20 protein-coding genes are annotated in these 25,710 nt (G+C 70.7%); 10 read left to right on the top strand and 10 right to left on the bottom strand.

What is annotated here, in order from left to right; translation table 11 throughout:
- Window positions 1-75: 75 nt before the first annotated feature.
- On the top strand, window positions 76-2,850 hold the full coding sequence (locus WMF31_RS13165; protein WP_436602271.1) for a Kelch repeat-containing protein: 2,775 nt from the start codon (window positions 76-78) through the stop codon (window positions 2,848-2,850).
- Between the two features lie 238 nt (window positions 2,851-3,088).
- A complete protein-coding gene (locus WMF31_RS13160; RefSeq protein ID WP_436602270.1) occupies window positions 3,089-3,706 on the top strand; it encodes a hypothetical protein in 618 nt (205 codons plus the stop codon).
- Between the two features lie 380 nt (window positions 3,707-4,086).
- Here WMF31_RS13160 and WMF31_RS13155 read toward each other — a convergent pair whose 3' ends face one another.
- From WMF31_RS13155 to WMF31_RS13140, 4 genes are all read right to left on the bottom strand, one after another.
- Window positions 4,087-5,082, bottom strand: a complete 996-nt coding sequence (locus WMF31_RS13155) for a zinc-dependent alcohol dehydrogenase family protein (RefSeq protein WP_436602269.1) — start codon at window positions 5,080-5,082, stop codon at window positions 4,087-4,089.
- Between the two features lie 152 nt (window positions 5,083-5,234).
- Window positions 5,235-6,191, bottom strand: a complete 957-nt coding sequence (locus WMF31_RS13150; RefSeq protein ID WP_436606551.1) for a formylglycine-generating enzyme family protein — start codon at window positions 6,189-6,191, stop codon at window positions 5,235-5,237.
- 119 nt (window positions 6,192-6,310) lie between these two features.
- The gene (locus tag WMF31_RS13145; protein WP_436602268.1) at window positions 6,311-9,466 is read right to left on the bottom strand and encodes a hypothetical protein; all 3,156 of its coding nucleotides are present in this window, start codon (window positions 9,464-9,466) and stop codon (window positions 6,311-6,313) included.
- A 503-nt stretch (window positions 9,467-9,969) separates the two neighbouring features.
- Window positions 9,970-10,140 (bottom strand): hypothetical protein, encoded by a 171-nt coding sequence (locus WMF31_RS13140; protein ID WP_436602267.1) that lies wholly within the window; start codon window positions 10,138-10,140, stop codon window positions 9,970-9,972.
- A gap of 292 nt (window positions 10,141-10,432) precedes the next feature.
- Between WMF31_RS13140 and WMF31_RS13135 the strand changes: the two genes are divergently transcribed.
- Window positions 10,433-12,139: a glycoside hydrolase family 25 protein gene (locus WMF31_RS13135; RefSeq protein WP_436602266.1), complete on the top strand. Its 1,707-nt coding sequence runs from the start codon at window positions 10,433-10,435 to the stop codon at window positions 12,137-12,139.
- Window positions 12,140-12,172: 33 nt separating this feature from the next.
- On the opposite strand, the gene WMF31_RS13130 is transcribed toward WMF31_RS13135, so the two are convergent.
- Together WMF31_RS13130 and WMF31_RS13125 are read right to left on the bottom strand one after the other, a co-directional pair.
- Window positions 12,173-13,516, bottom strand: a complete 1,344-nt coding sequence (locus tag WMF31_RS13130) for a CotH kinase family protein (RefSeq protein ID WP_436602265.1) — start codon at window positions 13,514-13,516, stop codon at window positions 12,173-12,175.
- A 569-nt stretch (window positions 13,517-14,085) separates the two neighbouring features.
- Window positions 14,086-15,381 (bottom strand): DUF2403 domain-containing lipoprotein, encoded by a 1,296-nt coding sequence (locus tag WMF31_RS13125; RefSeq protein ID WP_436602264.1) that lies wholly within the window; start codon window positions 15,379-15,381, stop codon window positions 14,086-14,088.
- Window positions 15,382-15,534: 153 nt separating this feature from the next.
- On the opposite strand from WMF31_RS13125, the gene WMF31_RS13120 reads away from it, so the two are divergent.
- Together WMF31_RS13120 and WMF31_RS13115 are read left to right on the top strand one after the other, a co-directional pair.
- On the top strand, window positions 15,535-16,665 hold the full coding sequence (locus WMF31_RS13120; protein WP_436602263.1) for a hypothetical protein: 1,131 nt from the start codon (window positions 15,535-15,537) through the stop codon (window positions 16,663-16,665).
- Window positions 16,666-17,362: 697 nt separating this feature from the next.
- Complete coding sequence (locus WMF31_RS13115) at window positions 17,363-18,958, top strand: hypothetical protein (RefSeq protein ID WP_436602262.1); 1,596 nt, start codon at window positions 17,363-17,365, stop codon at window positions 18,956-18,958.
- Between the two features lie 79 nt (window positions 18,959-19,037).
- Here WMF31_RS13115 and WMF31_RS13110 read toward each other — a convergent pair whose 3' ends face one another.
- On the bottom strand, window positions 19,038-19,187 hold the full coding sequence (locus WMF31_RS13110; RefSeq protein WP_436602261.1) for a hypothetical protein: 150 nt from the start codon (window positions 19,185-19,187) through the stop codon (window positions 19,038-19,040).
- Here WMF31_RS13110 and WMF31_RS13105 point away from each other — a divergent pair.
- Complete coding sequence (locus tag WMF31_RS13105; RefSeq protein WP_436602260.1) at window positions 19,186-20,379, top strand: serine/threonine-protein kinase; 1,194 nt, start codon at window positions 19,186-19,188, stop codon at window positions 20,377-20,379. The two genes, WMF31_RS13110 and WMF31_RS13105, sit on opposite strands and share 2 nt — an antisense overlap.
- Window positions 20,376-20,567 carry a hypothetical protein gene (locus tag WMF31_RS13100; protein ID WP_129350080.1) on the top strand — a complete coding sequence of 64 codons (192 nt, stop codon included), beginning with the start codon at window positions 20,376-20,378 and terminating at the stop codon, window positions 20,565-20,567. The genes WMF31_RS13105 and WMF31_RS13100 overlap by 4 nt, the downstream gene beginning before the upstream one ends.
- A 338-nt stretch (window positions 20,568-20,905) precedes the next feature.
- Here the strand turns inward: WMF31_RS13100 and WMF31_RS13095 are convergent, their stop codons facing one another.
- The gene (locus tag WMF31_RS13095; RefSeq protein WP_436602259.1) at window positions 20,906-21,541 is read right to left on the bottom strand and encodes a ribosome-inactivating family protein; all 636 of its coding nucleotides are present in this window, start codon (window positions 21,539-21,541) and stop codon (window positions 20,906-20,908) included.
- Window positions 21,542-21,907: 366 nt separating this feature from the next.
- Here WMF31_RS13095 and pdxH point away from each other — a divergent pair, with 366 nt between their 5' ends.
- Window positions 21,908-22,501 (top strand): pyridoxamine 5'-phosphate oxidase, encoded by a 594-nt coding sequence (gene pdxH / locus WMF31_RS13090; RefSeq protein ID WP_129350086.1) that lies wholly within the window; start codon window positions 21,908-21,910, stop codon window positions 22,499-22,501.
- 72 nt (window positions 22,502-22,573) lie between these two features.
- On the opposite strand, the gene WMF31_RS13085 is transcribed toward pdxH, so the two are convergent.
- Entirely contained in the window at window positions 22,574-22,927 is a 354-nt protein-coding gene (locus WMF31_RS13085; protein WP_129350089.1) for an HNH endonuclease, read from the bottom strand.
- A gap of 154 nt (window positions 22,928-23,081) precedes the next feature.
- Between WMF31_RS13085 and WMF31_RS13080 the strand changes: the two genes are divergently transcribed.
- Together WMF31_RS13080 and WMF31_RS13075 are read left to right on the top strand one after the other, a co-directional pair.
- On the top strand, window positions 23,082-23,495 hold the full coding sequence (locus WMF31_RS13080; protein WP_129350092.1) for a secondary thiamine-phosphate synthase enzyme YjbQ: 414 nt from the start codon (window positions 23,082-23,084) through the stop codon (window positions 23,493-23,495).
- 386 nt (window positions 23,496-23,881) lie between these two features.
- Complete coding sequence (locus WMF31_RS13075) at window positions 23,882-25,081, top strand: cytochrome P450 (RefSeq protein WP_129350095.1); 1,200 nt, start codon at window positions 23,882-23,884, stop codon at window positions 25,079-25,081.
- A 79-nt stretch (window positions 25,082-25,160) separates the two neighbouring features.
- Here the strand turns inward: WMF31_RS13075 and WMF31_RS13070 are convergent, their stop codons facing one another.
- Window positions 25,161-25,616, bottom strand: coding sequence for a globin domain-containing protein (locus WMF31_RS13070; RefSeq protein ID WP_436602258.1), 456 nt, complete (start codon window positions 25,614-25,616; stop codon window positions 25,161-25,163).
- Window positions 25,617-25,710: the final 94 nt, after the last annotated feature.

The following is a 25,710-nucleotide window of genomic DNA, read 5'->3' as shown; positions in this document are numbered from 1 at the left end:
AGCCGCGCAACGGAGCGCGGCCTCGGGGCGGCTGCCGCCGCGCTCACGGCGCCACGCTGGGACGTGGCGCCGCCGATGAACGTCGCCCGGCGCAGGCACACGGCGACGCGCTTGCTCGACGGGCGGGTCCTCGTGGCCGGCGGGACGAGCGCGACGGCCGAGGTGTACGACCCCGCCACGAATACATGGGCGCTCGTCGCGCCGATGAGCACGCGGCACACGGGCCATACCGCGACGCTCCTGCCGGACGGCAGGGTCGTCGTGGTCGGCGGCGTGACCGACGCCGTCGAGATCTACGACCCCGCCACGGACACGTGGTCGCTCGCCGCGCCGCTCCTCTCGCCGCGCGAACATCACACCGCGACGCTCCTGCCCGATGGCCGGATCTTCGTGGCCGCCGGCGAGTCCGAAGAGGAGTTGATGCGCTCGAGCGAGATCTACGATCCCGTCACGGATACGTGGACCGCCGCGGCCCCGATAGCGCAGGCGCGCACCTCCCACGCGGCCACGCTCCTGCCGGACGGCAAGGTCCTCGTGGTGGCCGGCGCGGACGCCTCCGGCGACCCCATCGGCAGCGCGGAGCGCTACGATCCGGCAACGGATACGTGGACCGCCGCGGGCTCGATCCAGAACCGGGAGGGGCACACCGCGACGCTCCTCGGCAATGGCAAGGTGCTCGTCGCCGGCGGCTACACCGATTATGGCGGCGAGGGATTCACCTCCACGAACCGCAGCGCGGCGCTCTACGATCCGGCGAGCAACACCTGGACGGCCGCGACGCCGATGAACGTCCCCCACCACAGGCACACGGCCACGCCGCTCGCCGACGGCCGGGTGCTGGTCGCCGGCGGCGGCGCGCTCACGGAGGTCTATGATCCGGCGAGCGGGAGGTGGTCGCTCGGCAAGTACCTGAACACGGACCGGAGCGGCCACACCGCCACGGCGCTCGCGGACGGGCGGGTGCTCGTGGCCGGCGGCGAGAGCGCGAGCGTCGAGGTGCTCGCCCTCGCGCCCCCGGGCGATCCTTGCCTCTTCGCCGGCGAGTGCGCGAGCGGCTTCTGCGTCGACGGCGTCTGCTGCGACACCGCGTGTGACGCGGGCTCGTGCGACGCGTGCTCGGTGAACGCGGGCGCGTCGGCGAACGGCACGTGCACGCCGCTGAGCGGCGCCGCGTGCGGCAGCGCCGACGGCTGCACGGCGAACGGCGTCTGCCAGGCGGGCGCCTGCGTCGGGGACACGCCGGTCGGCTGCCAGTCCGCGTGGACGCCGGCCGGGAACATGCCCGTGCCGCGGCACGACGGCACGTGGGCCGAGCTCGCCGATGGCCGCGTGCTCGTGGCCGGCGGGTTCGACAACAACTGGGACGACACCCTGTCCGCGAACCTCTACGATCCGGCGACGAACGCCTGGAGCGACGCCGCGCCGCTCTCGCAGGCGCGCCGCAAGCCCGCGTCGATCCGGGTCTCGACCGGCGAGGTCCTCGTCGTGGGCGGCGACTCTCCGTCGACGGCCGAGGCCTACGATCCGGCGAGCAACACGTGGACGCTCACCGGCGCCATGGCCGCGCACCACGATCCGAGCGTCGCGCTCTTGCAACTCCCGGACGGTCGCATCCTCGCCGTGGGCGGCGGGACGGCGGTCGCCGAGCTGTACGATCCGGCGACGCGATCCTGGGCCGCGACGGGCTCGCTCGGCGCCTCGCGCTCGGGGCCTTCGGCGGTCCTCTTGCAAGACGGGCGGGTGCTGGTGAGCGGCGGCGCGGGCAATCCGGCGACGGCGGAGCTCTACGATCCGGCCACGGGGGCGTTCTCCCCGGCCGGGACGCTGACCTTCGCGCATTCCGGGCACAGGGCGACGCGGCTGCTCGACGGCAGCGTGCTCGTGGTGAGCGGCGACGGCGCCGATCGGTATGACCCGGCCACGAATACCTGGACGCCCACGCACGCGTTGCTCATGCCGCCCGCCGATTTCACGGCGACGCTGCTCGGCGACGGTCGGGTGCTGGTCACGGGCGCGCCGAACGTCCCGCACGCGCAGGTCTATGATCCCGCGACGAATGACTGGACGGTGACCGGGCCCCTGGACGTCGCGCGCCGGCGTCACACGGCCACGCTGCTCGGAAACGGGATGGTGCTCATCGCGGGCGGCACGGAATGGACCGGCGGCGACCAGTGCGATCTCCGCAGCGCCGCGGTGTACGACCCCGTGACGAACGGCTGGTCGATGGTGCAGACCATGAGCAGGCTGCGCCGCTCGCCGTCGTCCGTGCTGCTCGATGGCAATCGCGTCCTGGTCTTCGGGGGGCTGTCGGGGAGCTGCTCGTCCAGCGACGGCGACCCCGAGGCGCATGCAGTCGCGGAGATTTACGAGGGCGGCGTCACCCCGGAGGGCAGCGGCGGGAGCGGAGGCGCAGGCGGCGCGGGCGGCGCCGGTGGGGCCGGCGGAAGCGCAGGCGAGGGCGGCGCGGGCGGCGCCGGTGGGGCCGGCGGAAGCGGAGGCGCAGGCGGCGCGGGCGGGGCCGGCGGAAGCGCAGGCGAGGGCGGAAGCGGAATGGGCGGCGCGAACGGCGCCGGTGGGTTGGACGGAAGCGGAGGCGCGGCCGGCGCCGGTGGAATGGGCGGCACCGATGGCGGTACCGGCGGTACGGCCGGCTCCGGCGGTCAGGGCGGTATGGGTGGCGTGAGCGGCACCGGCGGTACGGGCGGCACCGGTGGTACGGGCGGTACGGGCGGCGGCGAAGAGCTGGGCGGCGGCTGCAGCGCCGCAGGCGGATCCGCGGAGAGCAGCGGGCGCGGCTTCGCGGCCCTCGTGGCCCTGGGCGTTCTCTTCGCGCGCCGCCGCAGGCGCTGAAACGCAGAAGGCCCCGCGATGGCCCGCAGCCGCGGAACATCGCGGGGCCCCCGCGCCGGGGATCATCGGACGGAGACGCCGAGCTCATGGTCGTGAACGCCAGCCCCCCTGACCGTCGCCCTCGATGTCAGCCTGATCGCCCCGTCACCCGAGGTCCGATCGTGACTCGCAATGACACAGCATACCAGCGTTTCCCACACGGCCGGAGCCGGCATGCCCCGTGCTCGACACGGCGGCCATGACAGGCAAAACCTTTCTCTGGTTGGCTCGTGGTGGCTTTATCGCATGGGCGGCGCTGGGAGCGGCGGCGTGCAGCGATGACGGCGATGAGCCGGCGATCGCGGATTCATCCAGCACCAGCGGCGCGGGTGGGAGCGGCCGCGCGGGTGCAGGTCCGGGAGGCACCGGGAACGGCGGCGACGGCGGCAGCGCCGCGAGCGCAGGGGGCGGCGGCGACGGCGGCGGCGCCGCGAGCGCAGGGGGCGGCGGCGACGGCGGCAGCGCCGCGAGCGCAGGGGGCGGCGGAGCCGGGGGCGAGAGCAGCCATGGTCTGACGTGCCGTGACTCGAGCTTTCCGGTGTTCAGCAAGGCCTGCGAACAGGCCAGCGACTGCGTCGTGCTGGAGCACATCACCAGCTGCTGCGGAGATCTCCTGTTCGTCGGCGTGGACGCCGAGGACAGGGACGCGTTCGAGTCCGCCGAAGCGATCTGCGCCGCCACGCACCCGCCGTGCGACTGCGCCGCAGGTCCGCCGCTCGCGGAGGACGGCAAGGCGCTCGACAACCCGAGCGAGGCGGCAGTCGTGGCGCGCTGCAAGGAGGGCTCCTGCACCACCGAGATCAGAGTTCTACCCTAGCACGACTGCGGGGAGTTGCCCCGGATCAGCAGAAGAACCGCCATGGCGCCAACGAGGCCAAGAAGAGAGGGGAAGGGTTGTCCCTCCATTTCCCCTTCTACTTCCCTGGTTTCTTGGCGTCCTTGGCGTCATGGCGGTTCGCCGCTCGGCCCGACTTCCCGCAGCAGCGCTGGCCCGGCTCTCGCTTGCCCGTCGCGATGAGCGCGATGTAGCTGCCCCGACGAGATGAGCGTCGACAAGGTGCCTGACCCCAGGGGTGACCGCGTGAGGGTCGTCCTGCACGGCAAGCTCCTTTGCTGCCGCACGTGGTGGCGGGACGGCTCGCTGCTCCCTTCATGAAGGGGCAGCGAGCATGAAGGGGCAGCGAGCCGTCCCGTCCTTCACGACGGCACGAGCACCGCCGCCCCGGAAAATCGGCCGTTCCGCAGATCGTCGAGCGCGGTGTTGGCCGCCTCCAGCGGGTAGACGGTCACCTCGGTCCGCACCGGCACCCGCGGCGCGATCGCGAGGAACTCCTCGCCGTCCCGGCGCGTCAGGTTCGCCACCGAGCGCACCACCCGCTCGCCCCACAGGAGCGAGTACGGGAACGAGGGGATATCGCTCATGTGGATCCCCCCGCACACCACGACCCCGCCCTTGCGCACCGCGCGCAGCGCGGCGGGCACGAGCTCGCCGGCCGGGGCGAAGATCAGCGCCGCGTCGAGCTCCTCGGGCGGCGCGTCGAGGGAGAAGCCCGCCCACGCCGCCCCCATCGACAGCGCGAACGCCCGCGCCACGTCGTCGCCCGGCCGGACGAAGCCGAAGATGCGCCGGCCCTCGAAGCGGGCCACCTGGACCACAAGGTGGGCGGCGGCGCCGAACCCGTAGATCCCGATCCGCTCCGCGTCCCCCGCCATGCGCAGCGTGCGGTACCCGATGAGCCCGGCGCAGAGCAGCGGCGCGGCCGACAGATCCGGGAAGCCGTCGGGGATGGGGAAGCAGAAGCGCGCGTCCGCGACCGCCAGCTCCGCGTAGCCGCCGTCGATCTGGTACCCGGTGAAGCGCGCCCGGTCGCAGAGGTTCTCCCGCCCTGCGCGGCAGTGCGCGCACGCGCCGCAGGTCCACCCGAGCCACGGCACGCCCACGCGTGTGCCCGGCGCGAACCGCGGCCGCTCGCCGGCCGCGGGCACCTCCTCGAGGACCTCGCCGACGATCTGGTGCCCGGGCACGAGCGGCAGCCTGGGGTCCGGCAGCTCGCCGTCGACCACATGCAGATCGGTGCGGCACACCGCGCACGCGCGCACGCGGAGCAGCACCTCCCCCGGCCCCGGCCGCGGGGCGGGCCGATCCTCCAGGACGAGCGGGCTCTTCGGGGCGTGGAGGACGAGGGCGCGCATGGCTTCTCGCCGAGTATAGGCCGCGGGCCGCGGCCATCGCCTCGGATCGCTCCACGACGCGCCCTGCCGCGGGAGGTCCGCAGCAGCCCGCTCGCCGGGCCTGAGGATGGCGCGAGGCGCCGCCGCCCAACCAGGCGCGCGAGGGCGGGGTCTCACTGGATGGTTCGGACGAGCCGGAAGCCGACGCCTCGGTGCACCGCATCCGATGATGGGTAGTTCTGGCTGGCCGCTCGCAGCTGATACCTCGATCCCGCGGCGTTGCCTCCTCGGGTCACGCGCAGATCTTGCGGCGCGTCGGTCCTCACGGCGATCTCCGTGGCAGGGTTCGTGACTGGCCCCTCGACCTCGCGAAAGACGGGTCGATCACTGGTCCACTCGGAGGCGTTGCCGAGCATGTCGAACAGCAGCCAGCGGTTGGGGCGCTTCGTCCCCACGGGGTGCGTCCGCCCTCCTGAATTCACGTCATACCATGCGATGGGCTCGAGGCTCGGCTCGGGGTCGTAGCGCGCCTCCGGATTCGCTCCGGTGATGTCACCTCCGTAGTATGCCGTCCTCGTCCCCGCGCGCGCGGCGTACTCCCATTCTGCCTCCGTCGGCAGGCGATAGCCCTCGCACTCGTAGACGCTCGCCGCGCCGCCCGCGAGGTCCACGCGACCGCAGACCACGCCGCGGCCCAGCTCGCCTCGACATTCGGAGAGCTCGTAGCAGGGCGCGAGCGGCGGCTCGTGACGTGCGGAGAGCAGGTTCGCGAACAGGAGGGCCTCGAACCACGTCGCGTAGCGGAGCGGGCACTCGTCGTCCTTGCAGGTCACCGGGCCTTCCTGCACCTTCTCCGGCTTCTCTGGCATGACGCTGACGAGCTCCGACCACCGCTTGCGCGTCAGCTCGAACTGCCCGATCTCGAACCCGCGCTCGAGCGTGACCGCCCTCGCAACCTCGGTGTACTGACCACGCCAGAGCTCGCTCTCCGGCGAGCCCATGATGAAGCAGCCTGGCGGGATGCGACACCAACCGTCCGCGCATTCAGCCACCACCGCCGGGTGCCGACACACGGCCCCGTCGGCGGAGGCAACTTCCCAGCCAGTCACCTCCGGGCCGACCGGATCCATGTTGCTTCCAGGCACGACGGTTGGCTCCGGGCGCTCCGCCCTGGGCTGGCAGCCGAGGGGTACGACCAGGAGAGCGCAGAGAGCGACACCGATCGCGCACGTCATCGAACCGCTCGTATTCATGGCACGTCGCTCACCCCGAACTCGTCACCCAGGTTCTCGAAATTCTCCGCCGCCTCGGGGGTCTTGAACCCCTCCGTCACGAGCAAGGCGACGCCGTCGAGCAGGCTCTCGTGGTCCAGTCCGCCATCCCAGCTGACGCGCTTGTCGGTGCAGGCCTGGATATTCTCCGCCGATTCGCTGCACGCGGCGATGTAGGCGTTGAAGATATCCTTCATCCTCCAGCGCTCCGCCGAAATCGGGTGGTTGTCGATCCGGTAGAGGAACTCCAGCCAATCGTACTCGGTGCCGAACGAGAGGAGGTCGGCGGACGAGCTCTCGTCGATGCAGTGCGTGTTGCGCCACCGGACCGCCTGCTTGCAGCTCACCGGGATCGGCGGCTGGTTGACGTAGAGCTCGGTGTCCGGGTCGAGCGCGCAATCGGTCACCCCCGGCATACACGCCGTGCTTGATATCGGCTTGTAGTAGACGAACGTGCAGTCCGACTCCATGTCGGCGTTGAAGGCCTTGGCCGCGAAGTACTGAGCAAACCCCTCGATCTGCGCGGCGTTCGGCTCCTCCATCGATTGCAGGCAATGGAGCCGCTGATCGGGGGGGACGCCATCGCAGCGGCAGAGCGCGGGCTGGCTGGGGTCGCCCGCGCCGCAGCCGTAGTTCTGCCGCATCAGCCCTTGACCGTTGCCCTGAATGAAGTGACCGAACTCGTGTGCGACGATGTACTTGAAGCGGGTCGTCGAAGCGACCAGCCCGTCAGGCTCCAGGATCAGCGAGTTCTGGCTCCTGCAGCTCGTCTGGAGCTGCTCCCCCGTGCAGGGATCGCTGGTGAGGCAAAATTCGTCGACGACGATCTGGACCCGACCATCGCCCTCGTAGCGATGATCGATCATCGCACGTACGATGCCAAGCTCACCTCCGCTCGCGTCTTCACGCTGGAGCATCTGGCTGATCGCCGCGCTGGTTCGGGTGATCGAGTTGTGCTCGGTGAAGACCGGGCGGAGGGGCGCCGGAGGCATCGCGGGCCAATCGATCTGGCGGGCCGAGCACGTCGCGTCGGTAACGCTCCCGAGGTTCTCCGCGTAGATCGCGCACATGGAGGCCGGCCCGCTCTGCCCGGTTTGCCGCACGACGACGTTGGCCCCGGTGAGCTCCGAGCCGTTCATGGCGCAGTTGGTCCCCGCAGGGTCCAGGCAGTGCTGGCTGATGACGCGGGTCGCGATCTGGAGGTCGGTGCCCAGCTGCCAGTGCGAGCGAACGGGGAGCTTGGGTCGCGGGACGCAGCCGTTGCGGTCGAGCACCCCGCCGCGGTCGAACAACACGCCGGTCGAGTTCGTCATCGTGATCTGGTAGCGCGCGAAGCTCGCCGGGACCGGCTGCACCGCCTTGCCAGCGAGGAAGTCCTCGCTGCCGACGCCAGTCCAGGGTCCAGAGTCGATGAACTGCGCGTTCCAGTCGAAGCAGATGTCCGGGCTCGCGATCGGCGTCGCGGTGAAGCACATGCGGCCGCCGTCGATGCACGTCTCGTTCGCGGCGGTGGCGCCGGAATAAAGATCGACGTCAAACTCGTAGTCCTGGAGGTCTTCGTCCCCCAGGCAGAACCATGCGTCGTCGTCGTCCACGTCGACCGAGACGTGGACCGTGGTCCGGTCGCGGGCGACCTGCACCGTGCCGCTGCTCGCCTGCCCCTTGTCCTGACCGTCAATGACGAGCTTGGCGACGAACGGATCGACCGTACCACACAGCCCCTCGCTATCATCGAAGTTGAGCGAGGTGACCGTGAACGTGAAGGCGGCGGGGCCCGCCTCTTCGTTGCTCGTGTTGCCCACTTGCGGGCCCACGAAGTCGCCGTACACCTCCGATGCCAGGTGCGACGTGGCAGACGTCGTCACCTCCGGCGCGAGCTGCGCGCTCACGGACGAGAGCGACACGCTCGCGCGCTCGATGGGGACGACGGCGGGCGACGGGGTGGGCTCTCGCTCCGGGGGGACATCTCCCAGATCGCAGGCGGGGCTGGACGAGCTCGCGGTCGCCGTCTCTCCGGCGAGCTGCCACTTGAGGCTGCCGCTCAGATCGAAGGGCGCGAAGAACACATTGTCATGCGCCCCGGGCAAGAGCGTCGTGGGCGGCGCCACGTCTCCCGCAGGGACGAGCTGGTTGGCGGGGCCGAGCGGCACCGTGACCGGGAAGTCGCTCTCGTTCTCGTAGCCGAAGAGGGCGGCCCCCGCAGGGTGCTTGAAGCGTCGCACGCACTTGACCACCGGGTGAATGTTCAGGACGTCGTACCAATGGTCGAAGGGGTCGAACGTGATGGTGGAGCCCGCCTCGGCGGCATCGACCGTTTGCCCGAAGAATGCCCCTCGATGTCCGGGCGACCCGACCGGCGCGAGGCGCAGGGTCGCGCTGGGCGCCACGAGGGTCCCGTTGAACGCGGACTCGATCGAGACGGTCCCGGTCCCGAGGTAAGCCAGGAAGAAGCTGCTGTCCGGGCCGACGATCTGAACTCCACCTTTGAAATCGAGCAGCTCGCGTACATAGACAATGACCGGGCCGGCCGACGTGTCGAGGCGGGCGATCGACTGAGGCTGCATCTGGAGCTGATCGAGATAGTACGTGCCCGAGCTGAGGTCCAGCGTGCTCCGAGCGCCGACGGCGACGCTCGTGTAAGCTCCCGGGGCCAGCGAGGCGGTCGTGTCCGGTCCGACGGGCGGTACGCTGACGGTCGACGGGAACTCGACCGTGAAGCGCAGGCTCTCGAGCGGACCGAGGGGCGTGGCCGAGAGCTCGGTCCCGATGATGTCCGCGCCGGCTTGCTTGGTGATGGCGCCTGCCGCCTGAACCGTGCCAGTGGCCTGCGACTGGCTCCCGAGCCAGACATCCCCTCCGCCGATGAGCGACCCCGTACGGGTCCCGGCGTTGACCTCGAGGAGGCCTGTGCCGATGTTCACCGCCGCCGCCGGCGCCCCGTTCGCGTCTTGCAGCGTGGCCCCGCCGGCGATGCGCAACGATTGCGACGCATGAATGGCGACGTTGCTCTGTGAAAAGCCTGCTGGGAACCCGAGCGCGATCTCGAGCTGGGTCGAGAGCGCTTGCTTGGCCGTGGAGACCGCGACCTGCGCCGGAGCTTCCCCCTCGGGCGTGCCACAGCCTACCACGCTCACGCTCGCTGCCAGCACCAGAGCCCGCGCGAGCCGCGCTCGAAACCTGCAAGCGTCGATCCTCGTCCTTTCCCCTCCGTCAGCGGCAGAAGAACCCAGCCTGGTGCGTTCCGGCAGCTCGATCACTTCATTTTTTACGATTGTCATATTGGTCATCCGTGTGAATCTGGCTCATGCCAGGTCGTGCGATGCCTCGAGGATCTCGAAGAAATACGAGCAGTGGCCGCTGAGTCGCTGCCTCGTGGTGATTCGATGCTTCGCACGCCTGATCGCCGCGCATGCGCGACGGATCCCGAATGCTCGTGGATCCTGCGAGCACGGCGCGCCGGCGCCGTTGTGGAGAGCGCTGCTCCTCGGCCGCTCGGAGCGGCACATTGCACTCCATATGCCAGGCGCGGAGGCCGCTCGATTCTCGATCCGCCGCGCTTCACGCGCTGGACGACGGGCCGCTCGCCGCCGGGCGCGGCCCGTTTTCCATGACATGTCACGGGTCGCGGCGTGACATGTCACGGATCGCAGCGTGACATGACCCACGTGAGCATCACGCCCAGCGGGGCGGCCCCGAGCGGGTGGCCCGGGCCGCGCTCGCGGCGGCCCGCGACCAGCGCCACGCCGAGGCGGACGCCATCGAGTCCCCTGCCCTGCGCCACAGCTTCCTCGAGGTCGTGCCGGAGCACGCCCGCCCCCTCGCGCTCGCAGCGGCGTGGGGCGTGGCGGACGGATGATCCCCCGGATCGGCGCGATGTCGCGCATGCCCGGGATCGCGGCGCCGGCCTCGCTCGCCGCCGGCAGAGCGGGGAACACCGCGCCGCGCGGACATATTGCCTGACGAACATGCCGAGTCGCATCCCCCCGCCGGCGCGTCCTCGCGCGCACAGGCTCGCTTTCCGCGAAGGCAAGATTCAGCTACCTTGCTCGTTCGGACACGGCGCACGCACGCGCCGCGTGCCAAGGGGATAGGGGGGGCTCATGCTGAGCGGTGCCGACGTTTCGGTCCACCAGGGACATATCCAGTGGGACGCATTCGCCCCACAGCTCGATTTCGTCTTCATCCGCGCGACCTACGGCCCCGCTGCGGTCGACAGGAAGCTCGCGTACAACCGCGTCGAGGCCGCGCGTCGAGGGCTCATCCGGGGGTACTATCACTATGCGCTCCCGGGCCTGGATCCCCTCGAGCAGGCCCAGAAGGTCTGCAGCGTGGTCGGCGCCCTGGAGCCGGGCGAGCTCGATATCGTGCTCGACCTGGAGGAGACGCAGCACGAGCGCGACAAGGGCCATCGCTGGACGCAGGACGACACCCTGGCCCTCCAGGAATGGACACGGCGCTTCGTCCGCGAGGTGAAGGCGCGTTATCCCGGCCGCTCGGTCATCCTCTACACCCGCCACAACTTCTGGCACCAGCATCTCGGCGGCAGCGCCGAGCTCGTCGACTGCCCCCTGTGGATCGCGAATTACACGTACGGCAGCGATCCGGTGACGGCGAGGCCCCCGGCCGACCCAAAGGAATGGGCGGCGTGGGCGCAGAAGAAGCCGCTCGAGGCCTGGGATCCCTGGGCCGCGTGGTCGTTCTGGCAGATCACGGCCAGGGCCGTGATGCCGGGCGTCACGGCCAACACCGTCGACGCCAACCTGTTCAACGGGACCCGCGGCGACCTCCTTCGCCTCGCCCGGCTCGAGGCCGGGCCGCCAGCGAAGGGGCCGCAGCCCACGGCCGACGCGCTGTGCCTGGGGCCGCCCTCGCCGGCGGACGACCGGTATGTCGTCGGCCCCGAGGTGCGCCTGACCGACCCCGGCCCGTCCGCCGACGGCGCGGCGGCGTTCTTCGCGGCGGCCGACGCGTCGACCCGGACGGCCGCGCCGGTCGCGCACGCCGAGGTCACGCCCGTGCTCGACGGGACGGGCCTCGAGGCGCTGCCGCCGCGGGCGCCGGACGCGATGACCGGCACGCAATTTCACGAGCGGGCCCGGGGCCTGTCGCTTTCGGCGCGCGAGGCGCTGTTCTTCGAGGAGGTGCTGCGGGGGAACGTGCCCTCCTTCCTGCGGCGCTTCCATCACGTCACGGTGGAGGCGCCCGATGGAGAGCAGGGCGTCGTGTACGTGTGCGCCGACTACCTGGCCGTCGGCTCGGACACCGACTTCCTGCGCATGCCGCTCACCGGCGTCACCGCCCAGCGCGTCGCCGACGCCTGCGGCTGCGTGCTGCCCACGAAGAAGCTCGTGAAGGACATCTATGCCGCCTCCCGGAAGCAGACGGCCATCCCGTTTCCCCCCGAGGACGGGACCAGGATGGCCACGATGGATCGGTTCCTCGAGCATCACCTGGCCATCGAGCAGCGTCGGATCGGCGAGCTCGGCGAGCTGCTCGCGGGCCACAAGAAGGACGTCGTGGTGACGAACCGGCTGCGCCACCACCCGCGGCGGCTCGCGATCTACGGCTTCCACAGGGCGGACGGCGCGCCGTGGCAGCCGCTCGACACGTCGCTCGATCGGCGGTTGCCGCACGAGGACACTTACGTCGATTACAGCCACGGGGCGCGGCTGATCGGCGGCCTGATGGCCCTCGGGCCCGAGCACCGCCGCGTGCCCGACGTGCTCCTCGATCCCGCGCTGTGCGACCTCCTGAGCGACGAGGGGGTCATCCGCGCGCCGAGGTACGAGGTGCGCGCGCTCGGGTGACCCGCGCCCTCCGATGCCTCTGCGGCGAGCCCGCTAGTCGCCGCGCTCCGCGTCGCCGAGGAGGCCCTTCAGGCGGGCTCGCATCTGCGACAGCTCGCTCTTGAGGATCCCGACGTCCCGCCTCCACGTCGTCAGGTCGGGCCCGTACGGGTCGTCCTCGACGGCAGCGCGGATGAACCCCGCGTAGCGGTCCACCTGCTCCTCCAGCCGCCCCTCGCTGAACGGCCCCTCGAGCAGCTCCCGGACGGCGCTCCGGTAGCCCGCGAGGTCCTGGCGCAGGGCGCTGAACAGCACGTCGCAGCCGGGCGCGAGCACCTGATTCTTGCCCTGGTACACGTCGAAATACGCGGGGCAGGTCGCCGGCGTCTCCGCCCAGCGCGGCACCTCGCCGAAGAACCGGGAGGCGCCCCAGCTCAGGGTGTTGTCGAGATCCCACGGGACGAGGCGGAACTTGCCCGACGAGGGCCCCTCGTAGAAGAAGAAGTTGTGGTTCTCGGCGGAGCCGTCCTCGCCGACATAGAACGTCGTGATCCCGTCGAAGTTCAGGATCGCGTCGTCGACGGCCATGTAGCGCTGCAGCTCTTCGATATCGGTCCACCTCGACAGCGCGGCGAGGCGGTCCGCGTCCTCGGCGGACTCCAGATCCTTCGCGAACGCGATGAAGCGCTCGTGCGAGGCGGTCTCCTCGTTGGTCTCGAGCCTCTCGGCGTAGTAGTCGTCGTCCGTCGAGACCGGCCAGGCTGCCTCGTAGAGGCTGCCGTCCGGATCCTCGGGGAACCGGTTCTCCGTGAAGCGGCCGTCGACGTCCTCGACCATCGCGAAGAGGCCGAGCGGCTCGCCGTTCACGTGCAGCGTGGCCCACGCGCTCCTCGGGGCGACCACGCCCATGTCCCGGTAGAGATCGTAGGCGATCCGCTCGTGGATCTTGGTGGGATCGCGCATCATGGCATGAAAGTTCAGGCGCTTTTGCCGATGGAGGCGCTGTCCGTCGACGTACTCGTCGAGCTTCACCTTCATGCTGAGCTTCGGGCAGGGGAACGGTGTCTGCTCCTCGAAGCACATCTCGAGGGTGCCGTAGCCGCCCTTGAAGCGCAGGCCCACGAGGCCCAGGCTGCTGCCCCGGTAGCACGCCTGGGCCTCGACGTACTCTTCCTCGCGGGCGTTCGCCCGGAGCTCCGCCCAGGTCTCCTCGTGGAGCCGGAAGTCGAAGCGCGGGATGTCGCTGGCCGCGTACAGCGCGTCCGGGTCGCCGTCGGCCAGCGCGGGGTCCGCCGGATAGCACGGCAGCGTCACGCCCTCCCCGGCAGCCTCGTCCCCGCAGCCCGCGCCCAGCGCGGAGGCGGGGAGCGCGAGCAAGATGCAACAAGTCCTTTTCATGAGCCTCTCCTTGTGGGCGGCGACGAGGGCCGTGACGTCCGCGGGGCGCGAGCCCCCTGCCAGCGTGGGGCGTCAGGCTGGCCAGCGCCGGAGGGGCGCCCGACCGCGCGCCACGCGCGTCGATTGCCCCCCATACCGCTGGCGTGCGTGTCTCGATGACTCACCTCACCTCGATCAAAACCCACGCCAGAGCACGAGCAATGGCCGTTCCATCATGTCGCTCGAGCGCTGCGGTCTCGACCGTCATGCGGAGAACGTGCGACCGAGACGCGGCCAGCGCTGCTGCGGGAAGTCGGGCCGAGAGGCGAACCGCCATGACGCCAGGGGCGCCAAGAAACCAGGGAAATTGAAGGGGAAGAATGGAGGGACAACCCTTCCTCTCTCCTTGGCGTCGTTGGCGCCATGGCGGTTCTTCTGCTGATCCGGGGCAACTTCCCGCAGGAGTGCAAGGCGGTTCGTCGTCAGGCTCGCGTGCGGGTGGCTGTATGCCGGCGGTTGCGCTGGTGCGCGAGCGCTTGCGGCGGCGCGCAGGCGGTTGCGCCGGCGCGCGTGGGCCCGCGCTGGGCGGCTCACTCCGGCAGGCGCATCGCGAGCAGGGCGTCGATCGCCTCGCGCGAGAGCCTGCCCGGCAGATCGGGGAGCATCTCGGCGGCGGCGGAGGGGATCCTCTCGGGGTGGATGACCGCGACCTGGATCGCGCGCCGCGCCTCGTCGAGCAGGATCATGAAGTAGCGATCGCCGCGCGGCCGACGCCACGTCGGGCAGCCGTCCGAGCGCCCGCCGGCCTCGATGACGGGCCCCTCGTCGTAGGCCTTCTGCGCGCACGCGTCGACGACCTCCACGTCCTCGGCGAACGCGTCGCGATCGCAGCCGGCCCCGCAGACGCTGCCGCCGAGGTGTCCTTCCTGGTACGAGCGGACACCGGTGCTCATGAACTCGCGGTTGCTGTGCTCGTTATTGTCCATCACGACCTCGAACACGTTGATCTCGCCGCAGCCGTCGCCGACCGTCCCCGTCTTCGAGTAGCAGTTGCAGAGCCCGTTCCACTTGCGTCCGCCGTCGCGAACCAGCTCGGACGCGACGAACGCGACCCACGGCCCGGGGTGGCCCTGCCCGCCGCCGTCGCATGCCTCGACGTCCGCGTCGTCGAACGTCATCGAGGCGAGAAAGACGACGAGCTTCGAGCCTGCCCAGCCGAGGTGCATGACGCCCGGGTCGTCAGGGCAGTAGTAGTCCTTGCCGTCACTGCACTGGAACGGCCGGTCCTGCGTGAAATACGTGACGCAGTCGTTCTTCGTGAGGTCGCCCGTGAAGTCGGCGGACGTGTTCTGCCCCTCCGTGACGAGCAGGTTCGAGCCCACGCCGCGCCTCGCGTCCCACGAGGAGACCATCTGCCAGGCGGCCGGGTCGCCGCCGGGCTGGTAGACGGCGAGCTGCTTGACGCGGATGGCCTTCATGACGAGGGTCATCTCCTCGTCGAACGGAGCGAGCGCGTCGCTCGTCGTGTGATGCTCCGTCATGCAGCAGTGCCCGCCCCACGTGTCGCTGCCGTCCTTGTAGTCGCACGCCGGGTCCCCGGGCGCGCGGTCGATGCGGCGAGGCCACCAGCCGGGCGCACCGATGTTCGTGAACGTCATCGTCCCGCCGCGCGTCGGCGTGCTCGGCTCGGGGACGTGGGGGCCGAGGCCCCCGCCGGCGCCCGTCGCGCCGCTGGACGGGCCCCCGCCGGCGCCCGTCGCGCCGCTGGACGGGCCTCCGCCGGCCTTGCCCCCTCCGCCGCCCTCTCCTCCGAGGTCGCCTCCGTCACCGCAGGCACACGCGAGGAGGACGAGAGCAACCTGCAAGGAGAACGATGAGCGCCTCATGTCCGGGAGTGTTTCCGGAGCGCGCTGGATCCGTGACGAAAAACGCCGGGGGCACCGCCGGAAGGTCGCCGCGAGGCGCACACCCGCGCCGGTCGGCCCCGGCTTGAGCTGCCGCTCGTCCAACCAGGCGCCGGGAGTGATAGCCTCCGGTTCATGACAAGACTTCGTCTCGCGACTCGAATGTGCGCTGTCCTCGCGGCCCTCTGGCTGCCCGTCATCGCCTGCTCGGCGGCCGGCGGTGACGGAGAAGGCAACACCGCGGGAGATGGCGAGGGCGGCGAGAGCGCGAGCGGCGCCGGCGGCAGCAGCACCAGCAGCACCAGCAGCAGCGACGGGTCTGGCGACGATTTCGGGCTGCCGGGCTCGGATCCGGAGAGCCCGCCGCCGGCCGACGCCGGTCAACCCACGACCTGCGACGACGACGGCAACTGCACCTGCATCACCATCGCGTCGATCGGCCACGAAGGCGTCTGGGGTCCGTGCAGCAGCGACAGCACCACGGCGCTCCAGAACTGGTTGAACACGCAGAGCACGGCCCAGGTCGACAACTACAACACGGAGAAGCCCACGCTCACGCCGGAGTTCCTCGCCAGGTACGACGTGATACTCCTCCAGTGGATGGTGACGAAGGGCGCGCAGAACGACGACGGGGAGCCCTGGCAGTTCACGGCGGACGAGGTGAAAGCGCTCGAGGACTGGGTCAACGACGGCGGCGGCATCATCGCGCTGAGCGGTTATCAGTGCAATGGACAGGGGTGCACCATCCACGACGTCACGGCGACCAACCAGCTCCTCTCGTTCACGGACATCCAGTTCAACGCCGACAGCGTGCTGGATCCCGCGCAGAGCGGCTGCCCGAATTGCAACTGCTGGGGCGGGCCCGTGCCGGTCGGCGGCTCCCTCCCCGGGAGCGTGGGCGCCTGGAACCAGGACTCGCCGATCGGCAAGAACATCCAGAGCGTGGGCGCCTACGTCGCGCGCTCGATCCAATCGACGACCGCGACCGTCGACTGCACCGACGGCACGAACAATTTCGCGGTGCACAAGGAGGTGGGGAAAGGCCATGTCGTCGCCTACGGCGACGAGTGGGTGACCTACTCGGGCCAGTGGCTCGGGACGGCGGCGTGCCTCAATCCCCAGATGTACACGGACCCGAACAGCCCCTGCTATCAGAGATCGGCGGCGCAGATCTTTCAGATCTCGCAGTTCTGGTACAACGCGCTGAAATACGCGGCGTCGTCGGTCGAGTGCTTCACGATCGAGGATCCGGTCATCATCAGGTGATGCCGGGAGACCGGACGGCCGAGCACGTGATTTGCCAGGATTTACCAGAGAGAGCGCACGCCCCGCGAGCTCCCTCTCCATCGCGGAGAGCGGCGCGCCCAGGTGCGACCGGCCTGCGCGCGCCGTCCCGCTCGCGGCTCGGGGCGGGGCCGCGCGCGATGCGCCGAAGCGCCTGGGCTTCCTCCTCGCCCGCCCTGGGGCCCGTTCCTGCTCGACGCCGAGGCCGGGGCGCAGATGCCGCTGCGACCCGGGGAGCGCTGGCCGCGCCGCAATGATGCCGCGCGCCAGCACAACGCGCTGCGGCAAGCTGTTTATCGCCCCGCCGGGCGCGAAGCCGGGCCGCTTTGGACGAATTCCCGCAAGCTGTGCAGTGAAGGCGACCTCTTCAATACACGGACAAGTTATTGATACAGCGTCACTTTCCAGGCGGGAGGCGGATCGCGCCAGAACCCCTCTGCCACCTGAGCGGAGCGTGGCGATTCACCCTTGACATCGTAAAATGTCTTTACTTTCTCTTTCTCCTCGGCTTATCCATAGCCGGCGACGAGCATTCGGCGACAATTTTACACCCGCTTCTCTGGCCGGGAGCCTCGTGCTAGGCAATACGACCAGATGTCGGCCGATCCCCCATCTTGCGTCTCTCCCAACGGCTGCGCGGGAGCATGCTCCCGCCATTCAGCGATTACTTAGGAGCACCATGCGAATCAACGATCTGGCAGGCCTGTCCACCGCGTCATTCGGCAGGGGTTCGCGGCGCACGCTCGGTCTCCTCTCGTGCGTGACGCCCTTGCTGCTGGGAGCCTGCGTCGTCGGCGTAGATCCCGACGCCGGGGGCACCGCTGGCGCAGGTGGGAGCTCCGGCGGAGTGGGCGGCGCCCCCTCCGGCGCCAGCGGCGGCGACGCGCCCACCTCCACCACGACCTCCTCGTGGACCGGCACCGGCGGCGTCGGCGGCGGTGACCCGTCCACCTCCACCGCGACCACGGGCTCCTCGTCCACCGGGGCTGCGGGAGGCGGCGCCGGCGGCTCGAGCGCGACGGGCAGCACACACCCGAAGGATCATTGCGTGGACGGCTATGATCCCCATCCCAGCGACGAGACGATGAAGGACGGTCCGGCGGAGTACATCAAGAACGGCCAGATCGATCTCACGGTCCAGCCGGAAGTCATCGCCTGGATGGAAGAGAACGAGTGGCAAGCCGCCCACTTCGAGTGGCACAGCATCCGGCGCTGCGGCCCCGGCGGGCTCGGCGGGAGCAGGGTCGATATCTGCAATTCGGCGGTCCCGGTCCCGCCGGATCAGGAGTGCAAGACGACGGGCGACGGCTACCAGTTCCTCGCCATGCACCGGCACATGATCCAGTCGCTGAAGCAGCTCTGGCCGAAGCACTCGGAGCAGTTCGAGGGCTTCGAGAAGTTCCCCACGACGGCGGAGGAGCTGCCCGAGCAGTGGAGGGCGGACTTCAGGCCCTGGAGCGCCACGACGCTCGCCAACGCGAAGATCGCCGACGAGATCGACAAGCCGGAGAACCTGAGCCGCTTCCCGGACGAGGGCGCGCTCGGCATGTGGATCCAGTGCTTCGCCGGCACGGCCATCCCCGGGAGCAGCGAGCGGGCCAGCGGCCTGCACGGGGATCTCCATTTCAAATGGGTGCGCCCCAACAACACCGATCACGGCGTCGGCAACCAGTTCACGAACATCGACAACTACATGTTCTGGAAGCTCCACGGCTGGATCGACAAGGTCTGGGAGAAGTACCGCGTCGCCAAGGGCCTGTCCCCCGACGATCCGAAGCTGAAGGACGACATCGCGGCCCAGTGCTACGAGATGGACGCGATCGCGCGGGTCATCAATCCCAGTCTGGAGCCGAACCCGGGGACCTCCACGCCCACCACGGAGTCCGGCGTGTTCCACACCGCCGTCCGCCCGATCTTCGAGAGCGCGGTCCACAAGTGCAGCGGTTGCCACGCTGCGCCGTCGACGGGTCCCCACGCAGGTCTGTCGCTCGGCGGCGACATCAGCTCGGCGGACATCGTCGCGGGCCTCGTCAACAAGCCGTCCAGGGGCGGCGGGCAGTTCAGGCTCGTGGTGCCGGGAAATCCGGACCAGAGCTGGCTCTACCTCAAGGTCGCGGGGACGGCCGCGAGCGCGGGGTGCAGGCCCTCCGCCACGGCCAGCTGCATGACGGGCGTCATGCCGCAGGCCGCGGACGGCAAGCCGAGCCTGACGAGCGCCGAGCTCGCGACCCTCCGCCAGTGGATCCAGGACGGCGCGCCCGCGCCGACGCAGTAGTCGACCCGCCCCGGTCCGCCGCCCCCACGGCCCGCTCGCCCCTGCTCGGGAGCGGCCCGTGGGCGGCAGGCGGGCGCCTTCACCCCGCCGCCTGCGGGAGCTCGTCGACGATCGGGGCCACGGCGCGGAGGCCCTGCGGGGACGGCAGGCGCGAGACCTGATCGGGCGTCCGGAGGTACGCTACCGGGGCGCGCAGCGCGACATCGCCCGAAGGGTTCCCTCTCGCCATGGTCCACACCACGCCGCCTGCACTGCCCTCGCCCGGCACGGTCCTCGGGGGCGACTTCCGCATCGTCCGCCCCCTGAGCCAGGGGGGCATGGGCGCCGTGTTCGTCGCCGAGCAGCTCTCCACGGGCAAGCAGCGCGCCGTGAAGCTGATGCACGCGCAGCTCGCGCAGGACCCCCGCTTCCGCGAGCGCTTCGAGCAGGAGGCGCGGGTCGGGGCGCGCATCGAGAGCGACCACGTGGTGGAGGTGGTCGCCGCGGGCGTGGATCCGGCGACGCAGGCCCCGTGGCTGGCGATGGAGCTGCTCGACGGCGCCGACCTCGCGGCCGTGGTGGCGCAGCGCGGCCCGCTGCCGCCCGACGAGGTCCGCGAGCTGATGGGGCAGCTCGGCCACGCGCTCGGGGCGGCCCACCGCGCGGGGGTCGTGCACCGCGACCTCAAGCCCGAGAACGTCTTCGTCGCGCGGCCTCGCCAGCAGAGCGTCCGCTTCAAGGTGAAGGTGCTCGACTTCGGCGTCGCGAAGGTCGTGGCCGAGACGCGGGCCTCGTCGGTGATGACCGCGTCGGTCGGGACGCCGCTCTGGATGGCGCCCGAGCAGACCGAGCTGGCCGCGCGGGTCACCCCGGCGTCGGACGTCTGGGCGCTCGGGCTGCTCGCCTTCTACCTGCTCACCGGGCGCATGTACTGGGTCGAGCCGAGCCGCGGGCCGAGCGCCTCGGTCATGTCGCTGATGCGCGAGGTGCTGTTCAACCCGCTGGACCCGCCGTCCGCCCGCGCCGCCCAGCTCGGCTGCCTCCACCTGATCCCCGCGGGCTTCGACGCCTGGTTCGCCCGGTGCGTCGCCCGCGACGCCGGCGCGCGTTTCCCCGACGCGGCGCAGGCCATGGCGGCGCTCGATCCCGTGCTCGGGGCGGCCGCGCACGGGCCGGGGGCGGCCGCGCACGGGCCAGGGGCGGTCAGCAGGTTCGCGGCCCCGCTTGCCGCCCAGCGCACGCCGGCCCCGCCGGCCCCCACGGGCCCGGTCTACCCGACGATGGTCGGCACCGAGGTGGGCGGCGTGGCCGGCGGCCCCTCCGCGCGGGTCCCGGTCCCGCCGCGGCGCAGGGCGCCCGCGGGCGTGGTGCTCGCGATCGTCGGCGGCGGGCTGCTCGTCCTCGCCGCCCTCGTGATCGGCGGCCTCCTGCTCGTCCGGTGACCTGGACGCCGAGCACGGGCACGCTGCGGGGGGTGGGCCTCCGCTCAGGCGACCAGCTCGTGGTGAGCTGGTCGCCGGGCGAGCAGGTCGGCGTGGCGAGCCCTGCGATCGAGGGCAGGCAGCTCGCGGGGCGGTGGGCCAGCCTGGGCCGCAGGCTCGCGGGGGCCGAGACGCTGGTGCGCCGGTGAGCCCGCGGATGGGTGGGGCGGGACAGCTAGGTAGCCAGGTCGGCGCGCGGGCGTCGTGGAAGAGCGAGCCGCTGCCCTCGCGCGAGGTGCTGCACAAATCTCGTTGTCAGTGCTCCCGGCTTTGTCAGGATGGGACGATCCGGATGCTGGAGATCTGAACGAGCGCTAGCGCTACTGCGGGAAGTCGGGCCGAGAGGCGAACCGCCATGACGCCAAGGGCGCCAAGAAACCAGGGAAGTAGAAGGGGAAATGGAGGGACAACCCTTCCCCTCTCTTCTTGGCGTCGTTGGCGACGTGGCGGTTCTTCTGCTGGTCCGGGGCAACTTCCCGCAGTAGCGCTAGCGCCCGAAGTGGTGCCAGGTCTTCACCTCGAGCTGGGATGGACGCTCCTTGAGCTTCTTGCGCTCGCGCAGGTCCTCGGTCTTGCGGTTCCACGAGGTCACGTCCTCCTCCCAGGCCTTGAAGGCCGTGAACTTGGCATTGGATTCGTCATTGACGATGCCGCGCATCGTCATGAAGATAGGCTTGAAGCGCATGGCCTCGCTCACGAGCAGGGCCATCGCCAAAAAAGGCAAGGAGAGGCCACCCCAGTTCTTCGTGCCCACGTGGCCGCTGAAGGCGGTGATGGCGTCGACGATGGTCTTTCGCTTGATGGCCGAGCCCTTCGCGCTGCCACTCACGTTCGCATAGTTCACCGGCATGCTGAGGCGGGTCCCGAACGAGCTCGGGGCCTGATCGTCGAAGGCGAAGACGTGGTCCGCGGCGTTCTTGAAGCCGACCAGATAAAGATCACTCTTGCGGAGGTAGAGGACGCAGCTCGGGCCGTTGGAGCCATCTTTGACGGTGACGGTGTGCTCGTCCGCGGATGTGGTGTCGCAATAACGGTAGCCGGCGGCGCTGACCAGGGTCAGCGCCAGCCACATGTTGGTGTGGGTCTCGTGGTATTTCTGGATGTCGAGGTCGTAGTTGGCCATCGCGACGTTGCTCCGAACGAAGGACGGGTCGATCCAAGAAGGGAGGACGATGGCAGGCTAAACGAGGCGCGCGGCGGCGGGCAAACCTGCGCTGCGCCTCCGGCGGAGGTTGGCCCGCCCGCCCCGAGACGCGTCGTCATCCCCGGCGGCGCGACGCCGCGGCCCCGCCGCGTCGCCGGGGCGGCGGAACCCCCGGGGGGCGACGGCGCGGCCCCGCCGCGTCGCCGAGGCGATCGGACGGCTTCCTCCTTGGCATCGCTGGACCGCCCCCGCGCGTCGCTCGGGGACGCGGCGCGCGGGCGGCGGCGAGCGGTCCGGGTTCGCCAGGAGCGCGTCTTGCCTGTATATGCATGCCGCGATCGAGCCATGACCACCCAGCCGAACCCGACCGATCCCTTCGCCCTCGCGCGCGCGCTCCTCGAGCAGCGGCGGACCACCGAACCGACCGACGCGACCGCCATGACGCTGGCCACCGTGGACGCCTCCGGGCGCCCCTCGGCGCGGCTGGTGCTGCTGAAGGGCATCGACGAGCGCGGGTTCCTGTTCTTCACCAACTACGCGAGCCGCAAGTCCGCGGAGCTCGCGGCGAACCCGTTCGCCGCGCTGTGCATCCACTGGGCGAAGGCCGCCGAGCAGATCCGCGTGGAGGGGCGCGTCGAGCGCCTCAGCGACGCGGAGTCGGACGCCTACTTCGCGACCCGCCCGCGGGGCAGCCAGATCGGCGCGTGGGCGTCGCGGCAGAGCGAGCCCTTGCCCTCGCGCGAGGTGCTGCTCGAGCGGGTGCGCGAGATCGAGGCCCGCTTCGAGGGCCGGCCGGTGCCCCGGCCGCCGTTCTGGGGGGGCTTCCGCGTGGTGCCGGATCGCATCGAGTTCTGGCGAGGCCAGGAGAGCCGCCTGCACGACCGCGAGGTCTACCTCCGCGACGGCGACGGCTGGCGCGTCGAGCGGCTCTACCCCTGAGCGCGGCGGAGGCGGCGCCCCCGCCCTCCTCCGCGCCCGAGCACGACCTGGCGCTCGCCGCCCGCGGCGACGCTACGGCCCGGCGCGGCGGAGGCGCCTCGCCTTGCGCTCCCGGAGCCGCTCGATCACGGCGAGCAGCTTCGGGTCGTCGCGGCGCCGCACGTCGAGCCGCATCCCCTTCAGCGCGTTGCACCGCCCGCACGCGAGCGCCACGTTGTCGAGAGCGTCCGTCCCGCCGTGCGTGCGCGGGACGATGTGCTCCACGGTGGCGCGCTGGATCGGCTCGCCGTCGAGGCCGACCACGACGTGCGACTGGCAGTGGATGCACTTGCCCACCCACGCCGCCTGGCCGCGGATCTCGGTGCGCTCGAACGTCGCGTCGGTCGCGACGATATCCAGGATGAGACGCCGGCGCGCGGCCTTCACGGCGCTCGATCGTAGCCGCCCGGCGCGCGATCCGCACGCGGTTCGCGCCGGGCCGGGAGGTGGGCTATGGAGCCGGCCGGATCCGGCGGGCTCGCGGCGGCAGGCGACCGCGGCCGCGCGAGGACGGCGCGCTGCGTGGCGCGCGGGAGGAGCCATGAAATCGAAGACCGAGTATTTTTACTTCGAGACCCGGGCGAAGCGCGAGCTCATCAACATCACCGACCGCGTCGCGGCCGTGGTGACGGCGAGCGGCATCCAGGAGGGCATGGTCCTCGTGAGCGCCATGCACATCACCGCCGGCGTCTTCGTGAACGATCACGAGCCCGGCCTGTGGGAGGACATCTGGGCGTGGTTGCAGCACCTCGCGCCCGAGGGGCCCGACTACAAGCACCACAGGACCGGCGAGGACAACGGCGACGCCCACCTCAAGTCGATCCTCGTGCACCACCAGGTGATGGTGCCCATCACGGCGGGGAAGCTCGATCTCGGGCCCTGGCAGCAGATCTTCTATGCGGAGTTCGACGGCAAGCGGCGCAAGCGCCTCGTCGTGAAGGCGATGGGGGACTGACGCCGGGCGTCGCCCGACGCCCCTGCGCCGCGCGCCCCGCACAGCGTCGCCCCACGAGGAGGCCGTACAGCGCCGATCACGCCGGGATTCGCGGGGATCAGCCCGTGAGGGGAACCGCGAGGGCACGAGGGCGCAAGGGATACAGGGGAGAGGGAGACAGGCCTCTCTCCTCCTCCTCGCGCCCGTCGCGCCCCCGCGACTGGCTCTCTCCCGGCGTCCGTGTGCTCGGCTCACGCACTGGCGGATTCAGCGGGCAACTCGACCTGTTGAATCCGCGCGGGTCGGATCGCCGCCGGGGCCCAACTTGCGCCTCGCTTGCCGGTTGGCTAGTCTGGAAACGACGCGCATGAAGTATTCCCTCATACACCATGAGTCGAGGTGGACCCATGTCGGCCGATCCCGTTCTGACGCTTCCCGTGGCCCGAACCTGCCCGCATGCGCCGCCTGCGGAGCACCGCCGGCTCCGCGAAGAGGCCCCCGTCGCCAAGGTGAGATTGCCTGATGGTAAAACGGTGTGGGCCGTCACCAGCCACAAGCACATCCGGGCGGTCCTGTCCGATCCTCGGTTCAGCTCCAACCGGCGCGCCCCCGGCTTTCCCACGCTGTTCCGCGAGAGTCCGCCCCCGAGCGATTTCAAGCCGTTGCTGCTCGATCTGGATCCGCCCGAGCACGGGCCTGCGCGCCGGGCCGTGCTCGGTGAGTTCACGGTCCAGCGGATCGCCGCGCTCGCGCCGCGCATCCAGCAGATCGTGGACGAGCACATCGACGCCATGCTGGCCGGGCCGCGCCCGGTCGATCTCGTGCAGGCGTTCTCGCTGCCCGTGCCCTCGCTGGTGATCTGCGAGCTGCTCGGCGTGCCCTACGCCGACCACGAGCTCTTCCAGACGCGCTCCGCGCAGCTCGTGAGCCGGAAGACGCCGCCCGAGGCGGTCATGCAGGCGTTCGGCGAGCTCATGGCGTATCTGGGCGAGCTGGTGGTCCAGAAGGCGCAGAATCCCCCCGACGACCTGCTCGGCCGCCTGATCCTCAAGCAGCGCGAGCACGGCGATGTCGATTACGAGTCCGTGATCGGCATGGCGTTCCTGCTCTTGCTCGCCGGGCACGAGACCACCGCGAACATGATCTCGCTGAGCACGCTGGTGCTCCTGCAGCATCCGGAGAAGCTGGCCGCCCTCCGGCAGGACCCCTCGAAGACCGTGGCCGCCGTCGAGGAGCTCTTGCGGTACTTCACCATCGCGGAGCTCGCGGTCGGTCGGGTCGCCAAGGAGGACGTGGAGATCGGCGGCGCGCTCATCCGGGCCGGGGAGGGCGTCCTCACGCTGGCCAACACGGGCAACCGGGATCCGGAGGTCTTCGAGGACCCCGACGAGCTCGACCTCGAGCGTGGCTCCCGGAACCACCTCGCGTTCGGCTTCGGCCCGCACCAGTGCCTCGGTCAGAACCTGGCCCGGCTGGAGCTGCAGATCGTCATCGACACGCTGTTCCGGCGGATCCCCGGGCTGCGGCCCGCCGTGCCCGTGGAGGAGCTCTCGTTCAAGGACGACTCCATCGTCTACGGCATCCACGAGCTCCCGGTCACCTGGTGAGAGCGCGGCAGCGGAGCCGCTGCCGCGCGCCCTGGGCGTCATGGCGGCTCGCCTCTCGGCCCGACTTCCCGCAGCAGCGCTAGCTGCTGGCCTGCGCCCCGGCGCCCGCCGCGGCCTCGGGCCGGCCGTACTGCTTCGCCCCGCGGATCATGAGCGACGCGATCGCGTTGAGCGCGTCGGTCCAGGCCTTGTGGTGCTCCGGGGTCCAGTCGGCGCCGGCGGCCTCGCCCAGCGCGGAGATCAACGCGTCGGCGACCCACGGGTACATCTCGTCCGTGACGCCGTAATCGACGTGCTTGGCCCCCATGGCCATGAGCTTCTCCTCGAGCCAGGACGCGTCCTCCAGCTTGTCGATGACCGCGGCGAGCGCCTCCGCGAGCATCTTCTCCTGCTGCGCCTGGCTGTTGCGGCCGAAGAGCGGCTTCACCTGCGGATACCTCGAGAACAGGATCCCGTAGAAGCGATGGGTGATGTTGGGCTCCCTCTCGAGCACGAGCTCGAAGCTCTCCCGCAACAAGCGAACGTTCAATCCCATATGAAACCTCCGAGCGGGGCCGCATGCCCGCGCGCCAACGGTCTTGCCCGCCGCCTCCGCACGAGCTGTGCCATGGACGCCCCCGGGGCCGATC

Origin of the sequence: Sorangium sp. So ce1036 (assembly GCF_051369805.1) — a bacterium.
GTDB classification, from domain to species: domain Bacteria; phylum Myxococcota_A; class Polyangia; order Polyangiales; family Polyangiaceae; genus Sorangium; species Sorangium cellulosum_F.
The sequence above is the reverse complement of the archived record's forward strand: the minus strand, read 5'-3'. Positions and strand labels throughout refer to the sequence as shown.

Bases quoted from the DNA above. Each gene is read 5' to 3' on its own strand.
- WMF31_RS13150 (WP_436606551.1), bottom strand. From the start codon at position 6,191: ATGGATCCGGTCGGCCCGGAGGTGACTGGCTGGGAAGTTGCCTCCGCC.
- WMF31_RS13155 (WP_436602269.1), bottom strand. From the start codon at position 5,082: ATGCGCGCCCTCGTCCTCCACGCCCCGAAGAGCCCGCTCGTCCTGGAG.
- WMF31_RS13070 (WP_436602258.1), bottom strand. From the start codon at position 25,616: ATGGGATTGAACGTTCGCTTGTTGCGGGAGAGCTTCGAGCTCGTGCTC.
- WMF31_RS13095 (WP_436602259.1), bottom strand. From the start codon at position 21,541: ATGGCCAACTACGACCTCGACATCCAGAAATACCACGAGACCCACACC.
- WMF31_RS13160 (WP_436602270.1), top strand. From the start codon at position 3,089: ATGACAGGCAAAACCTTTCTCTGGTTGGCTCGTGGTGGCTTTATCGCA.
- WMF31_RS13135 (WP_436602266.1), top strand. From the start codon at position 10,433: ATGCTGAGCGGTGCCGACGTTTCGGTCCACCAGGGACATATCCAGTGG.
- WMF31_RS13080 (WP_129350092.1), top strand. From the start codon at position 23,082: ATGAAATCGAAGACCGAGTATTTTTACTTCGAGACCCGGGCGAAGCGC.
- WMF31_RS13120 (WP_436602263.1), top strand. From the start codon at position 15,535: ATGACAAGACTTCGTCTCGCGACTCGAATGTGCGCTGTCCTCGCGGCC.
- WMF31_RS13130 (WP_436602265.1), bottom strand. From the start codon at position 13,516: ATGAAAAGGACTTGTTGCATCTTGCTCGCGCTCCCCGCCTCCGCGCTG.
- pdxH (WP_129350086.1), top strand. From the start codon at position 21,908: ATGACCACCCAGCCGAACCCGACCGATCCCTTCGCCCTCGCGCGCGCG.
- WMF31_RS13105 (WP_436602260.1), top strand. From the start codon at position 19,186: ATGGTCCACACCACGCCGCCTGCACTGCCCTCGCCCGGCACGGTCCTC.
- WMF31_RS13110 (WP_436602261.1), bottom strand. From the start codon at position 19,187: ATGGCGAGAGGGAACCCTTCGGGCGATGTCGCGCTGCGCGCCCCGGTA.
- WMF31_RS13115 (WP_436602262.1), top strand. From the start codon at position 17,363: ATGCGAATCAACGATCTGGCAGGCCTGTCCACCGCGTCATTCGGCAGG.
- WMF31_RS13165 (WP_436602271.1), top strand. From the start codon at position 76: ATGAACGTCGCCCGGCGCAGGCACACGGCGACGCGCTTGCTCGACGGG.
- WMF31_RS13125 (WP_436602264.1), bottom strand. From the start codon at position 15,381: ATGAGGCGCTCATCGTTCTCCTTGCAGGTTGCTCTCGTCCTCCTCGCG.
- WMF31_RS13075 (WP_129350095.1), top strand. From the start codon at position 23,882: ATGTCGGCCGATCCCGTTCTGACGCTTCCCGTGGCCCGAACCTGCCCG.